The following is a 14,363-nucleotide window of genomic DNA, read 5'->3' on the forward strand; positions in this document are numbered from 1 at the left end:
CCGACACGGATGGGTAAGGAAAGGGTGTTGACGCCTGGGGCACACCCTGGCGGCCCTTGACCGGCCGTGAGCTCCGGGCGAACGGCGACCACCCACCTTGGTGCGCGCCGGTCCAAACCGATCGGGACGGGAGAGCACCATGGCCGTCGATACCCGGCTCCGACACCGTCGGCATTACCGCGGATCGCACATCGTGACCCGCATCATGGGCCCGCTCACGATCGCATCCCTCGTCTTGGCGCTCGCCCTGCTGGGGTTGCTCGCCCGACCGGCGGGCCCGGCGGGGCCCTTCCTGGGTCAGCTGTTCGGGGCCGAGGGCGTGCTGCTTCTCTCGGTGGGGCTCGTGCTCATCAGCGCACTGCCATGGGTGGAGCAGTTCTTCGACGGCGTCGACAAGGCAGCGGTGTGGCATCGCCGGGTCGCGATCACCGGCACGATTCTCATCGGCGTGCACATCGCGACGACCGGCAATCCCAACGCCACGCAGCTCGGGCCGACGCTCGGCTCCATCGGCATCAGCGGCCTGGCAGCCCTGACGGTCTGGGCGATCGCACCCCGGTGGCGGTCCATCACCCCGCGGCCGGTACGTCCTGCTGTGCTGCGGCTCATGGAGACCGCGCCGGTCCGGTTCGTGGGTCGGTGGATCGGTAGCTATGGGCTGTGGCGAGGGTTCCACCGGACGACCGGACTCTTCCTCGGGTTCGGCTTCGTCCACGGGCTGATGGATGCGTCCGTCTTCGGTTCACAGCTGCTGCGCTGGTCGTACGTCACGGTGGGTGGCGTTGGGCTCGTGGCCTACCTCTATCGCGAGCTGTTGGCCCGGCATCTGGCCCGCACGCATGACTATGAGGTCTCATCGATCAGCCCGATCAACGACTCGTCCGTCGAGATCTGGCTCAGGCCGCTCGACGACCGCTTCACCTTCCGGCCGGGCCAGTTCGCGCTGGTCAACCTCGAGGCCCGCGACGGATGGCATCGCCACCCGTTCACCATCGCCAGCGGCCCGAGCGAGGACGAGGTCCGCATCACGGTTGGGTCGGCCGGGGACTTCACCTCCAGGATCGGCGATCTCGTGGAGCCGGGCATGCCCGCCGTGATCAGCACTCCGCAAGGACACTTCGACTATGGGCGCGGCACCGAGCGCCAGGTCTGGGTTGCCGGTGGGATCGGTGTCGCGCCGATGTTGAGCTGGCTCCGTTCGGCGATACCCGGGGAGCTGCCGGAACGCGTCGACCTCTTCTACACGGCGCGTGGGCCCGCGCCCCTGGCCGACGAGGTCGCCCACATCGCCGGGCACCACAACGAGCTGCAGCTACACCTGGTCGATACGACGACCGACCCGCGGCTCACTGCTGACCACATCCTGGCCACGGCCGGAGCGGAGCCCCGGCAGCTCTCGGCGTTCCTCTGCGGGCCGGAGGGCATGGTCAACGCGCTGCAGCGCGACCTCGTGCGCGCTGGGCTCCGACCGGCCAATGTTCACCGCGAGTTCTACAACCTGCGCTGATCAGCCCGAGTCGAAGGACGCGACGCACGGCTGAGCGGCGAGCCTCCTCACACACGGAGCTCTGGCTCGGCACGGCCTCCTGACAGGCGACCCGCTGAGGGTGGTCGTGGGTGGTGAGACGGCCACCCTCCACCAACAAGGAGCAGACATGAACGGAAAACGAGTCGTCATTGCGGGGGCGGGACTCCTGGCAGCCGCGGGCCTCGCGATCGGCGCAGCCTCGCTCGCCAACGCTGAGAGTCCGAGCGGGCTCGCGAGTGACCCGGGCCAGCCCGGCTACGGCCACGTCGCGCCCGATGGAAAGGGTGCACCGAACGGAAACACCGATCCGAGCAAGCCGATGCGGTCGGACGAGCAGCTGCTCACTGGTGACACTGCAGCGAAGGTCACCGCCGCCGCCAAGGCCAAGGAGCCTGACGCGACCATCGAGCGGGTCGAAACCGACTCCGACGGCGTCTATGAGGCGCACATGGTCCGTGCCGACGGCACTCACATCATCGTGCAGGTCGATGCCAACTTCACGGTGACGAACGTGCTGGAGGGCGGTCAGGGCAGAGGTCCTGGTGGCGGCGCCGGCGACGGCAGGGCACCAGACGCTCCCGAAGGAGGTGGCTCCACCAGCACCCCATCAGCGACGCCCGCGACCTGACCGGAGCTCTTCGGCGGCTCGTCCCACGCTGCAACACGCCCGAGAACTCGGAACTCACCACGTTGCTTCAGGGTGAGTTACGCGGTGCCGGGCGTGTTGCGAGTTGGCTTTCGCTGGAAGCGAACTGAGCGGCATACGACATTCGTTAGGCCGTATGCCGCTGAGCTCCGTCCCAGCTCAAGGTGGCCTGAGTCCGAGTGCTGGCCTCACCGGCAGGCGCTGTCCAGATCTGATCGGTCGACTGTTCAAACGTGCAATAGCGCGCATAAACTGCGCACCGTGATGCGCGAAGCAGTGGTCGGCATCGACGTCGGCGGCACCCGGACCAAGGCGGCCCTGGTGACACCGTCGGGTGAGGTCCTCGCGGAAACCGTTCGCCCCACTCCGGCTGAGGTCGGGCCGCAGCTGGGCGAGATCGCGGGCAAGGCGGTGGTGGACCTGACCGCCGCGGCCGCTGGCGCAGTCGACGTGCTCGCTGTGGGTGTTGCCGTCCCGGGCCTCGTCGACGAGGCGGCTGGCATCGGAGTCTGGTCGGCCAACCTCGGCTGGCGCGAGCTCGACCTGCGCGGCACCATCGCCGCCCACATCGACCTACCGGTGGCGATAGGTCACGACGTCCGCTCCGGCCTCCTCGCCGAACACCGGCTCGGCGCGGCGCGCGAGGTCGACAACGTGCTCTTCGTGCCCCTCGGTACCGGGCTTGCGAGCGCGATCCTGTGCCGAGGCAAGCTCGTGACCGGCGGAGTCTGGACCGGCGAGATGGGCCACGTCATCGTCGTGCCCGATGGGCCGCTGTGCGGATGCGGCCAGCGCGGCTGCCTCGAAGCGGTCTCGAGCGCCGGGGCCATCGGACGCCGGTGGTCGGAGGCGACCGGCCTCGTCGGCGACGCCCAGGAGGTCGCCCGACGCGCCGAGGCGGGCGAGGAGGTCGCGCGCCGGATCTGGCAGGAGGCGATCGAGGCTCTGGCGATCATGGTCGCGCCAGTCGTCGCAGCCGCCGGCACCGAGCTCGTCCTCATCGGCGGCGGCCTCGTGCACGCCGGCGACACCCTGCTCGACCCGTTGCGCACCGCACTGGCCACTCGGCTCGGTGGCCGACAGGACGTCGCCGTCGAAGCGGCAGCCCTCGGCGACCGAGCCGGCTCTCTGGGCGCGGCGACGATCGCTCTCGACCTCGTCGGCCGATGATCGTCACCCTCACCCCCAACCCGGCCATCGACATCACGTATGTCGTGCCGACCGTGACGCTGGGGGAGTCACATCGCATCGAGCAGGTTCACGAGCGCGCCGGGGGCAAGGGTGTCAACGTCGCTTCCGTGCTGACCGGGCTGGGCCGGCACGCCGTCGCGGTCGCACAGATTGGTGCCGACGACCTGGCAGCCTTCGCCACCGATCTCTCGGATCGCGGCCTGAGTCATCGCTTGGTCGAGTCGCCTTGTCGTACACGCAGATCCGTGGCGGTTGTGGACGACCGAGGCGAGGCGACCCTCTTCAACGAGGCCGGCGAGGCCCCACCCGACTCCGTGTGGAGGCGCATGGTGGAGGCGCTGGCGGCGCTCGCGCCGACGGCATCCGTCGTGACGATCTCGGGCAGCCTTCCGGCCGGCGCACCAGACGACCTCGTGGAACGCCTGACCAAGGAGGCCCACCGCGCAGGCCTGCACGTGGTGCTTGACGTCGGCGGCCCGGCGCTCGCGCATGCCCTCCGCGCCCACCCGACTCTCGTCAAGCCCAACCGCTCCGAGGCCGAGGCGACCCAGCTCGGCTGGCCCCGCTCCGTCCCGCCCACCACCAGCGACCTTCTCGTCGCTCTTGCCGATCACGGCGCCGAGGCCGCGGTCGTCAGCGACGGCGTGAACGGCATACGGCTGCTCCACGATGACGTCCACCTCCGAGCGTGGCTGCGGGAACCGCTGAAGGGCAACGCAACCGGCGCAGGCGATGCCCTGACGGCGTCCCTCGCCGCCGACATCGAGACGCTCGGCGGCCTGCCTCGAGGCCGCGACGCCTGGGCGGAGGTGCTGATGCGCGCCGTGGCATGGTCCGCCGCAGCTGTCCTGAAGCCGATCGCCGGGGTCGTCGACCCGACAGACATCGAACGCTTGATGGCGAGTGCCGAGGTCGAGGAGAGTCTCGGATGACCCTCGTGAACCTGGCGCAGGTACTCGAGCCGGCGCGTCGGGACGGGCGCGGGCTCACTGCCTTCAACGTGATCCAGATCGAGCACGCCGAGGCGTTTGCCGTTGCAGCAGAGAAGGTGAGCCTGCCGGTCGTCATGCAGATCTCGGAGAACTGCGTTCGCTACCACGGCTCCCTGGCGCCGATCGCGGCCGCCACTCTGGCGATCGCCGACGACTGCGACCAGCCGGTCGTCGTGCACCTGGACCACGCGGAGGACACCGGCCTCGTCGAGGAGGCCGTACGGCTCGGACTGACGTCCGTGATGTACGACGGGTCGCGGCTGTCGGACGGCGCGAACCGCGCCGAGACTCGACGGGTGGTTCAGCTGTGTCGCGCCCACGGCGTGAGCGTCGAGGCGGAGCTGGGGGAGGTCGGCGGCAAGGACGGCGTGCACGCGCCGGGGGTCCGCACCGATCCCGGCGAGGCGGCCCGGTTCGTCGCGGACACCGGGGTCGATGCGCTCGCGGTCGCGGTCGGCAGCTCGCACGCGATGACCGAGCGGACGGCCCAGCTGGACACGGAGCTCATTGCCGCACTCAGGCACACGGTGCCGGTGCCGCTCGTGCTCCATGGTTCGTCAGGGGTGGCCGACGACGGGCTGGTGGCAGCGGTGCGGGCCGGGATGACCAAGGTGAACATCGCCACTCATCTCAACCAGGTCTTCACCCGGGCCCTGCTCGACCGGCTGGAGAGCGCGCCGACGGTCGACACCCGGAAGTACCTGGGTGCGGCGAGGGGCGCAGTCGCCGACGAGGCGGCGAGGCTGATGCGCCTCCTGGCAGCTGCCTGAAGCCCGTCGACAGGTCGGCGACTGGTTGTTCCTTGGGGCTGCTTCCGGTTCAGTTCAGGACGATGCTGCGGGTGAGGTTGCGCGGCGCGTCGGGATCGAGACCGGCTGCCTCGGCGCGGGCGAGACACAGCCGGTGCAGCCGCACGAGATCGGCCATCGGGTCGAGGTCGCGGTGCTCGAATTGGGCGCCGGTGCTGCGCACGTCTTCCGCAAGGCCCGCGGGCACCTCGCCGAGCGCCCACACGGCCCGGCCGGGAGCGGCGATGCTGATGGGGCCGTGGCGGTACTCCATCGCCGGGTAGGACTCAGCCCAGAACTGTGACGACTCGCGGAGCTTGAGCGCCGCCTCGTTGGCGATGCCGTTGCTCCAGTCGTGGCCCAGGAAGGTCACCTGCTCGGCCGTCAGCAGGGGACCAAGCGCGGAGTTGGCATCCTCCGCCAGGACAGCGCGTGCCTGCTCCACGACCGGAGCGAGGTCATCGCCGAGGGAGGCGCGCAGCAGCGCGAGCGTCGTGGTGGCGAAGCGGGTCTGCACCACCGACTGCTCGTCGACGTCATCGAGCACGATCGTCGCCGAGGAGGCTTTCGCGACAGGGGTCCCCGGGGTGGCCACGATCGACACGTGTGGCACATCTGCCGCCCGCAGCTGCTCGACGACTGCCAAGACCTCCGTCGTCGTGCCCGAGCGGCTGACGACCACGACCCGGTCGTAGTGGCGCTCGAGCCGGTGCTCGGAGGCGGCGAACGCGTCGGTGACTCCTTGTCCCAGGGACTCACGCCGGGCGGCATACGCCTGACCCATGAACCAGGACGTGCCGCAGCCGATCGTCGCGACCCGCTCGCCCGGCCGGGGCAGCGCTCCTCCGAGCTCGTCGAGGCGCGCGATGGTGCGGGTCCAGTCGTCCGGTTGGGTGGCGATCTCTCGGGCGAGATGAGAGGTCTGCGACATGAGGCGGCTCCGGAACGTCGGGGAACGAGGGGCGGACGCAGCTCAGCCTGATCGGGTCTGCGCGAATACCAGCCTAAACGCGCAGCAATGGGCATGTCCACTGGCCAAACAGCGCGGTATGGTCGGCGCGTGACCGATGAGGCCGCCCTCGGGCGCAACCGGGCCAGCCGGTGGTCGATCATGCTCGACCATCTGGCCACGTCCGGCCGCCTCGGCGTGGGGGAGGCTGCGGAGCTCCTCGGGGTCAGCGAGGCGACGATCCGTCGTGACTTCAACGACCTCGCGAAACGGCAGCTCGTCGCCCGCAACCATGGCGGTGTCGTCGCGACGTCGGTGGCGTACGAGCTGCCCTATCGGTACCGCAGCGGACTCGGCGACGACGACCGTGCTCGCGTCGCCGACGCTGCCGCCAAGCTCGTCCAGCCGGGCCAGGTGATCGGCCTCAACGGCGGCACGACGACCACTGCGACGGCGCGCGCGATCACCGGGCGCGAGGACCTCGTGGCCGACGGGCGCGAAATCACTCTGGTCACCAACGCGCTCAACATCGCCACTGAGGCAGTGCTGCGGCCGCACGTCCAGTGCGTGTCCCTGGGTGGCGTCGCCCGGCCCGAGTCCTACGAGGTCACCGGCCCCCTCGCGACTCTGGTGCTGCAGCAGTTGCGGCTCGACGTCGCGTTCGTCGGGGTCAGCGGCCTGACGGCCCGCGAGGGCGCGACGTGTCGTGACGAGGAGGAGGCCGCGATCATCCGCACGATGATCGAGCGCTCCGAGCAGGTCATCTGTGTCACGACCAATGACAAGCTCGGCGAGCGCACCTTCGCGGCCATCTGTCCGGCCGAGCGGATTGACCTTCTCGTGACCACCGTGGGCGCTGATCCGGAAGAGGTTGGCGCCCTGCGCGATGCCGGCGTGCAGGTCCACCTGGTCTGAACAGCCACGCCCAGCCTTTCCGCGTGCGCGCCCGGTCAGACCACCTCGACAGTGACCCCGGCGGCGCGCAGGTCCGTCACGGCGGCGGGGTCGGCGGACTCGTCGGTGATGACCACGTCGATCCGGCTCGCGGGGCAGATGAGGGCGAAGGCGCGGGCGCCCAGCTTGTCACCCGTGGCGACGACCATCACCCGCTCGGCGCGCTCCACCATGAGCGAGTTGATGCTGGCCTCGCCCTCGTGCTGGCACGTGGCGCCCGCCTGGGCCGAGACCGCGTCGACGCCGATCACCGCGGTGTCGAGCCACAGTTCCCCGAGGACCATCGACGCCAGTGGGCCGGTGAGCTCGTACGACTCGGGCCGTGCCACGCCACCCAACGACACACATCGCACGAACGGTCGTAGCACCATCTCGGTGGCGATGTTGAGGGCGTTGGTGACAACGGTGATCGCGGGTCGAGTCGGCGACATCGCCAGGTCGGGTCGCGCTGCGAGGCGGCGCGCGACCGCACTTGTCGTGGTGCCGCCGTTGAACCCCACGACCGACCCCTCCTTCGGCAGGTCGGCCGCGTAGGTCGCGATGCGCTCCTTGGCGCTGTCGCTGCCGGCCGCCTTGTACCGAGCCGGCAGGTCGTAGGCGACTGCTGTCGCGACGATGCCGCCGTGGGTGCGAGTGGCCAACTGTTGCGCGGCGAGGTCGCCGAAGTCGCGGCGGATGGTGGCCTCCGAGGCGCCGAGCGACTCCGAGGCTTCGGCAACGCTCAGCCGGCCGCGCTCGGCCAGTAGTCCGAGCAGGGTGCTCCAGCGAGAGCCGCGGTCAGCTGCCCGGGGCTGCCGCGCGGTCATGCCCGCTCCAGGACGGTGATGAGGGCGGGGCGGCACCTCGGTGGCGGTGTGAGCGAGTCATGCGCTTCTCCCCTCTACCGATCAACGCAGGTCGGGCAATGCAGTCGGGACGGGTGGTTGTGCTCGTGCGGTGTGCCGCAGGGCACCAGTCATGCGGCGCCGCCTACTTGAGCGTGCCTTGGGAGAGGGAACCCTGGAGCTGTCGCTGGGAGAAGATGTAGACCGCCAGCACGGGGACGATGGTGATGACGACGGCCGCGAAGAGCTGGCCGAAGTCCACGGCATAGCCGGCCTGCGAGGCGAACCGCGCCATGCCCTGGGACAGCACGTAGTTGTCCTCGTTGGTGTTGAGGGCGACCGGGAGCAGGAACTGGTTCCACAGGCCGAGGAAGTTGAAGATGGCGACCGCCACGATCCCCGGTCGCGCCATCGGGAGCATGACCTGGGCGAACGTGCGCCACTCCCCGGCGCCGTCGAGCTCGGCGGCTTCGGCGATCTCCTGGGGGAGCGCGCGGAAGAACGGATAGAGGAAGAACACCGTGAACGGGAATGCGAAGGCGACGTAGGTCGCGGAGAGGCCGGGCAGCGTGTTGAGCAGCCCGATGTTCTTCAGCACGAAGAACAGCGGCACGATCGCGAGGAAGATCGGGAAGGTCAGACCCGCGAGGATGAAGTAGTAGACCAGGCGGCTGCCGCGGAATGGGTACCGAGCGAGGGAGTACGCCGCGGCCGAGCCCAGGGCCATGACCAGGATCAGCGCCGAGGTCACGACGATGACCGAGTTGAGCATGTACCGGCCGATGTGCGAGTCGGTCCAGGCGCCGGTGTAGTTGTCCCAGCTCCAGTGCTGGGGCAGCGCAAGGGGCGATTGAAAGATCTCACTGGTGGTCTTCCAGGACGACAGGAACACCCACACCAACGGCAGGATGACGACGATCGACCACAGCGTGAGGACGAGGTGAGACGCGACGGTGACGGCGCGGTCGCCCTTCGCCGCAGGGCTGGGCACCTGCTCGGGCGCCAGGGTCGTTGACGCGGTGCGGGGCGGGTTCGCGACGCTCATCAGCGGTCCTTCCCCTTGCCGAGGCGGTTGACGAGGAAGACGACGGCCGCGAACAGCAGCGTCAGGACCGCGAGGACCACACCCATGGCGCTCGCCAGGCCGAACTGCCCCTTCTTGAACGCGGTGTTGAACAGGTCCTGCGTCATCGTCAGGGTGGAGTTCTGGGGGCCACCGCTCGGGTTGAGGGCGGCCATGTAGACGAACGCGTCGAGCGCGAGGATGCCGAGGTAGATGTAGGCGGTCTGGATCGTCTCGCGCACCATCGGCAGCGTGACCATCATCGTCATCCGGATTCGGCCGGCGCCATCGACCCGGGCCGCGTCGTACAGCTCGGAGGGGATGCCCTTGATGGCCGCGATGAACAGGACCATGTAGAACCCGACGAAGCCCCAGATGATGACGAACATGGTCACCGGCATCGCGGTGCTGACCTCACCGAGCCAGGCAAACGACTCGAACTGGTCCAGGCCAATGCCGGTGAGGAGTGCGTTGACCAGCCCGCTTGACGGGTCGAACATCTGGGACCAGATGAGGCCGATGACGATCGCGGGGATGGTGTATGGGAAGAAGGACACGATCCGGTAGAACGACGACCGGGCCAGGCCTCGGACAGCGCCGGCGCTTGATCCACCCACCGTCACCATGGTGGCCAGCGCAAGCGCGAGCGTGATCGTCACGACTGGCACGACGATCGCCAGGAGCAGGTTGTTGCGAACAGCTTTGAGGAACGTCTCGTCAGTGATGAGCGACCGGTAGTTGGAGATGCCCACGAAGTCGAACGTGTCAGAGAACCCGCTCCAGTTGGTGAGGGAGTACACGAACGCCTGGGCGAACGGCCAGAGCACGAAGATCGCATAGAACACGAACGGGATGCCGAGCGTGACGAGGACGAATCCCCGTCGCGCCATCGGCATGCGTCGGCGACGCCGTCGTGGCGCGGTCGTGGTGACGGCCTGAGGAGCGACTGCGGTCATGGGCGTTGTTCCCTTTGCTGCTGGGGATCGGCTGGTGATGCGAGCGCCGCTGCGAGCCCTCCCGGCACCGACAGGTGGTGGAGACGGGTGTGCCCGGCCCGGCAGTGTCGCGCCGGGCCGGGCACGGCGTCACTTGACCTCGACCTTCTTGACCGAGGGGTCGTTCGCGACCTTGTCGGTGATCTTCTGCAGCTCGCTGGTGAGCGCTGCAGCGTCGATCTGCCCGGAGAGGAACGCGTTCCACGGGACCAGCTGGTCCTGGTTCATGCCGTAGACGTCGACGAAGTTCCACGTGAACACGTCGGTCCCAGCGTCCTGGAGCATCTTGCCCTGCGACTGCAGCGCCGTGGAGCCGAAACCGTCGGCGGGGACCGTGTCCTTGACGATCGTCGGCGCGAGCTTGGTCTTGGCGAAGTTGGTGGCTGACTCCTTGGACAGCATCGCCCGCAGGAGCTCCTTGCCACCGGCGACGTTCGGTGACTTGCTCGGGACGACGAAGGGCTCGCCAGCCGCCGAGTGCAAGGCGGTGTAGGGCATCTTCGAACCCGACGTGAGGGTCATTTCCGGCGCACCGGTCATCTTGAAGCCCTGCTTCGTCTGCGTCTTCATCTCGTTCTCGATCCACGAGCCCGAGGGGTACAGCAGTGCGGCCTGGTCGTTGCTCCACTGGGCCTGCGCGGCGGTGAACTGGGTGCCACCACCTCCGGGCTTCATGTAGCCGTTCTTGACGATCGTCTCGAGTGCCTTGAAGACGCCCTGGATGGCTGGCAGCTTCCAGCAGTCGGGCTTGAGGTTCTCCAAGGCGAGCCGCACCTCGTCGCCGCCCTCCTTGATGGCCGAGGCGATGGACAGGGTCTGGTAGTACGTCGCGGCCTCCTTGCCCCAGAGCATGAGGAACTTTTTCTTGGCCTTGGCCTGGGCGCCGAGCGCGATCGCCTCGTCCCAGGTCTTGGGTACGCTCCAGCCGTTCTCCTCGAAGAGGGCGGCGGAGTACCAGATGGCGTAAACGGTCTGAACGTAGTTGATCGCCGCGAGCTTGCCGTTGATGGTGCCGGGCGCCTCGACCCCGGGGTAGAGCGTGTCCTTGATGGTCGTGCCTTCGAGGTTCTTGGCCTCGAAGACGTCCTTGAGGTCCTCGAGCTGGTCGACGATGGTGTTGAGGCCGATCGCGTTCGCGCCGGAGTTGTCGATGAGGTCCGGCGGGTTGCCACCGACGAACCGCGGCTGGAGCTCCTGTGCGATCTGGGTCGAGGGCTTGACGCTCACCTTGGTGCCGGCGTGGGTCCGCTCAACCACAGCGGCCGCGAAGGTGACGTAGTCGTAGCCGTACCCACCGTTGAAGATGACCGCCTCGACCGTGCTGTTGGCGGCCATGCCGAACGGGTTCGTGTCACTCTTGGCGCCAGCCGCAGTCGTGTTGCTCGGGGAGCCGCCGCCACTGGTCGCGCAGCCGGCAAGGGAGAGCGCGGGCAGTGCCACGCCTCCAGCCAACGCCAGTCGCAGGATCGTACGCCGTTCCACCTGCTTGTTCCGAGGATCCATCCGGTCCCTACTTCCTGGGTCGCGCGGGGCCGGGTGCCCCGCCCGTGCATTGGCGACACGCTCGGTGCCGTGATGATTCCCACATGTTGGTGTCCCGTGATTGTTTGCGTCAAGGATCTTGACCCAAGCAATCACGATCAATCACACTCCCGTGATGACCGCGACCGGATCCGTGACCCGCGCGAGGCGCAGGTCCGTGGTCCTGACCGGCTCCCTCCCAGGCGCCGCGAGCCCCTTGCCGGCACTCACACCGGTGCGTGGGCCGAGCACCACCCGGGTGAGCGCCGAGGCTCCCCCGGACATGATGGAGCGTGTGCTGCGTGGCCGCATCTCGTCGCCGCTGCCCTATGGCGTCCTGAGCGATTACGACCGGGCGGACCGCCCCGTGCAGCTTCCGGCGATCGAGCTCGCCAACGACTACGTTCGCGCCTTGGTGCTCCCCTCCCTGGGGGGCCGCATCTGGTCCCTGGTCGACGAGGCGAGCGGTCGGGACCTGGTCCACCGGAACCCCCGGCTGCGCTGGGCGAACTTCGGCCTCACCGATGCATGGGTCGCCGGCGGCATCGAGTGGAACCTCGGGTCGACCGGCCACAGCGCCATGTCCAACCTGCCCATGCACGCCGCCGTCCTGGACACGCCCCTCGGCTCGGTGGTCCGTCTCTGGGAATGGGAACGGACCCGCGACCTCGTCCTTCAGATCGACCTGTGGCTCAGCGGTGCCCGACTGATGGCGTCCACGCGCGTCATCAACCCGGATCCCGAGCCCAAGCCCCTCTACTACTGGACCAACATCGCGGTGCGTGAGACGCCGCGAACCCGGGTTCTCGTGCCCGCCGACACTGCCTGGCGCACCGACTACGCGGGCGTGCTCGAGCGGGTGGGCGTGCCGTTGCCTGACGGCCCGGTCGACGTCAGCGTGCCCAGCGCCAGCCAGTATGCCGCGGACTACTTCTATGAGGTCGGTGACCAGCAGGGCCGTCTGGTCACCGCTGTGGAACCCGACGGTCGTGGGATCGCCCAGACGTCCACAGCCGCCCTGCGCGGTCGCAAGCTGTTCCTGTGGGGACACGGCCCCGGCGGCCAGCACTGGCAGGACTGGCTGGGGATGACGGGGACCCGCTACCTCGAGATCCAGGCGGGCGTGTGCCCGACCCAGCTCGAGCACGACCTGCTCGACGGTGACGCCAGCAGGACGTGGACGGAGGCGATCGCGGCACTCGAGCTCGACCCGTCAGTCGTGGCAGGGGACTACGGCGCCGCCGCGCACGCCGCTCGCGATGCGGTCCACGGAGCCACCCCGCCCACCTGGCTCGCCGAACAGCACGACCAGTGGCTCCAGGAAGTGGCCGACCTCCCTCCCGGCGAGCTCGAGCACACCGGCTCGGGCTGGGGCCGTGCCGAGCTCGCGCTCCGTGGGGCACCGCAGCTGCCGGGCACGCCGTTCCCGCCGGTCGAAGACGGCAGCCTGCCGCTGCTCCGGCTCGTCGAGTCGGACGACCCCACGGCCCTCGACCACATGGACCCGCAGCGACCCGCGCTGCCGGTCGTCTCGGACGGCTGGGCGGCGCGGTTGTCCGACGCCGTGGAGCGAGGGGCTGGCTGGTGGGCCCACTACGCCCTCGGCACAGCACGCCACCTGCGCGGTGACCTGGACGGGGCACACGCGGCCTACCGTCGCAGCGCAGAGCTGCACCCCACCGCGGTGGCCCTCCGCGGCGAGGCGCTGCTCGCGGGCGATGCGATGGAGCGAGACGCGCTGTACCAGCGCGCGTGCTCGCTCGCCCCGGACGACCGTCGGCTTGCGGTCGAGCGGCTCGTGGCCCTGCGCGACGCGGGACGCCCGGCCGACGTCGTGGCCGCGGTGGCCACGCTCCCCGCGGCAGTACGCGACCATGGACGGACCCAGATGCTTCTCGCCGAGGCGCTGGCTGCGCTCGGGCAGGACGTGGCGGCGCTCGAGGTGCTGAACCGGCTCGAGGTGCCGGACCTCGCCGAGGGCGACCGGACCCTGTCCGAGGTGTGGCAGCGGCTGCGCCCGGGGGAGCCGGTGCCCCGGCACCTGGACTTCCGGATGTCGCCGGGGGCCGCCCGCGACCGAGATGTGATGTAGTCCGACGATGGGAGAAACACACATGTGGCCCGAGGCCCTCGACGACGTCGCGGCATACGCGGCGGAGGTTCGCACGCGACTGGACTCGATCGCGCGGCTCGCCTCCGACGGTGGTATGGACCGCGCCATCACCATCCTTGCCGACTGCATCGAGCGCGGCGGGGTGATCCATGCGTTCGGCACCGGTCACTCCGAAGCGTTTGCGATGGAGATCGCGGGTCGGGCCGGCGGGCTCATCCCCACGAACAAGGTCGCACTTCGCGACACCGTCCTCCATGGGAAGCACACGCTCGCCGAACTGGGCGGCCGCCCTCCGCTGGAGCGGGACCCGCACATCGCCGAGGACCTGTTCGCCACCGTCAACCGGCAACCCGAGGACGTCTTCGTCATCGCGTCCAACTCCGGTGTCAACGGCTCGATCGTCGGCCTGGCACTCCTGGCGCGCGAGCACGACCACCGCGTGATCGCCGTGACCAGCATGGAGCACACCGCGCGCGTGTCACCGCTGCACCCCAGTGGGCAGCGACTGGCCGATGTCGCCGACGTCGTCATCGACAACCTGGCGCCCTACGGCGACGCCACCCTCGCCCTGGGTCTCGATGCCCGAGTCGGGGCGGTCTCGTCGATCACCGCCGCCTACATCGCGCAGCTGCTCACCATCGGCGTCGCCAGGACGCTCTCCCAGCGGGGAGCGCAGCCACCGCTCTATCTGTCCGCCAACATCCCTGGCGGCGACGAGCACAACAGGGCGCTCGAGGACCGCTACGAGGGCCGGATCCGGCGCACCGCCTGACCACTAGTCGACCACGACAGGAAGCCT

Annotated in this window: 14 protein-coding genes; 8 read left to right on the forward strand and 6 right to left on the reverse strand. The window is 69.3% G+C overall.

Translation table 11 applies throughout. The annotated features are described in order from the left end of the window. The first annotated feature begins 139 nt into the window (after window positions 1–139). The 5 genes from ABF401_RS09540 (at window position 140) to ABF401_RS09560 (ending at window position 5,127) form a co-directional block, all read left to right on the forward strand. On the forward strand, window positions 140–1,507 hold the full coding sequence (locus tag ABF401_RS09540) for a ferredoxin reductase family protein (RefSeq protein WP_353509316.1): 1,368 nt from the start codon (window positions 140–142) through the stop codon (window positions 1,505–1,507). Between the two features lie 148 nt (window positions 1,508–1,655). After that, window positions 1,656–2,156, forward strand: coding sequence for a hypothetical protein (locus tag ABF401_RS09545; protein ID WP_353509317.1), 501 nt, complete (start codon window positions 1,656–1,658; stop codon window positions 2,154–2,156). 282 nt (window positions 2,157–2,438) lie between these two features. Continuing rightward, on the forward strand, window positions 2,439–3,344 hold the full coding sequence (locus ABF401_RS09550; RefSeq protein ID WP_353509357.1) for an ROK family protein: 906 nt from the start codon (window positions 2,439–2,441) through the stop codon (window positions 3,342–3,344). Beyond that, window positions 3,341–4,297, forward strand: a complete 957-nt coding sequence (locus tag ABF401_RS09555) for a 1-phosphofructokinase family hexose kinase (RefSeq protein WP_353509318.1) — start codon at window positions 3,341–3,343, stop codon at window positions 4,295–4,297. The genes ABF401_RS09550 and ABF401_RS09555 overlap by 4 nt, the downstream gene beginning before the upstream one ends. Continuing rightward, window positions 4,294–5,127, forward strand: a complete 834-nt coding sequence (locus tag ABF401_RS09560; protein ID WP_353509319.1) for a class II fructose-bisphosphate aldolase — start codon at window positions 4,294–4,296, stop codon at window positions 5,125–5,127. Before ABF401_RS09555 ends, ABF401_RS09560 begins: the two co-directional genes overlap by 4 nt. 49 nt (window positions 5,128–5,176) lie before the next feature. Here ABF401_RS09560 and ABF401_RS09565 read toward each other — a convergent pair whose 3' ends face one another. Continuing rightward, a complete protein-coding gene (locus ABF401_RS09565) occupies window positions 5,177–6,076 on the reverse strand; it encodes an SIS domain-containing protein (RefSeq protein ID WP_353509320.1) in 900 nt (299 codons plus the stop codon). Between the two features lie 129 nt (window positions 6,077–6,205). Between ABF401_RS09565 and ABF401_RS09570 the strand changes: the two genes are divergently transcribed. Beyond that, window positions 6,206–7,009: a DeoR/GlpR family DNA-binding transcription regulator gene (locus tag ABF401_RS09570; protein WP_353509321.1), complete on the forward strand. Its 804-nt coding sequence runs from the start codon at window positions 6,206–6,208 to the stop codon at window positions 7,007–7,009. A gap of 35 nt (window positions 7,010–7,044) precedes the next feature. On the opposite strand, the gene ABF401_RS09575 is transcribed toward ABF401_RS09570, so the two are convergent. The 5 genes from ABF401_RS09575 to ABF401_RS09595 all read right to left on the reverse strand — a co-directional run bounded on the left by ABF401_RS09575 (window position 7,045) and on the right by ABF401_RS09595 (window position 11,736). Beyond that, window positions 7,045–7,854 (reverse strand): DeoR/GlpR family DNA-binding transcription regulator, encoded by an 810-nt coding sequence (locus tag ABF401_RS09575; RefSeq protein ID WP_353509322.1) that lies wholly within the window; start codon window positions 7,852–7,854, stop codon window positions 7,045–7,047. 163 nt (window positions 7,855–8,017) lie between these two features. Beyond that, window positions 8,018–8,917 carry a carbohydrate ABC transporter permease gene (locus ABF401_RS09580; RefSeq protein WP_353509323.1) on the reverse strand — a complete coding sequence of 300 codons (900 nt, stop codon included), beginning with the start codon at window positions 8,915–8,917 and terminating at the stop codon, window positions 8,018–8,020. After that, window positions 8,917–9,891, reverse strand: coding sequence for a carbohydrate ABC transporter permease (locus tag ABF401_RS09585; protein WP_353509324.1), 975 nt, complete (start codon window positions 9,889–9,891; stop codon window positions 8,917–8,919). Before ABF401_RS09585 ends, ABF401_RS09580 begins: the two co-directional genes overlap by 1 nt. Window positions 9,892–10,020: 129 nt before the next feature. Beyond that, window positions 10,021–11,433: an N-acetylglucosamine/diacetylchitobiose ABC transporter substrate-binding protein gene (ngcE, locus tag ABF401_RS09590; protein WP_353509325.1), complete on the reverse strand. Its 1,413-nt coding sequence runs from the start codon at window positions 11,431–11,433 to the stop codon at window positions 10,021–10,023. A gap of 141 nt (window positions 11,434–11,574) precedes the next feature. Beyond that, window positions 11,575–11,736 (reverse strand): hypothetical protein, encoded by a 162-nt coding sequence (locus tag ABF401_RS09595; RefSeq protein WP_353509326.1) that lies wholly within the window; start codon window positions 11,734–11,736, stop codon window positions 11,575–11,577. On the opposite strand from ABF401_RS09595, the gene ABF401_RS09600 reads away from it, so the two are divergent. Both ABF401_RS09600 and ABF401_RS09605 read left to right on the forward strand, forming a co-directional pair. Then, window positions 11,735–13,543, forward strand: a complete 1,809-nt coding sequence (locus ABF401_RS09600) for a DUF5107 domain-containing protein (protein ID WP_353509327.1) — start codon at window positions 11,735–11,737, stop codon at window positions 13,541–13,543. The two genes, ABF401_RS09595 and ABF401_RS09600, sit on opposite strands and share 2 nt — an antisense overlap. 7 nt (window positions 13,544–13,550) lie before the next feature. Continuing rightward, window positions 13,551–14,336 carry a sugar isomerase domain-containing protein gene (locus ABF401_RS09605; protein ID WP_353509328.1) on the forward strand — a complete coding sequence of 262 codons (786 nt, stop codon included), beginning with the start codon at window positions 13,551–13,553 and terminating at the stop codon, window positions 14,334–14,336. The last annotated feature ends 27 nt before the right edge of the window (window positions 14,337–14,363 follow it).

The sequence above is a fragment of the Intrasporangium sp. genome (assembly GCF_040414665.1).
Classification (GTDB): domain Bacteria; phylum Actinomycetota; class Actinomycetes; order Actinomycetales; family Dermatophilaceae; genus Intrasporangium.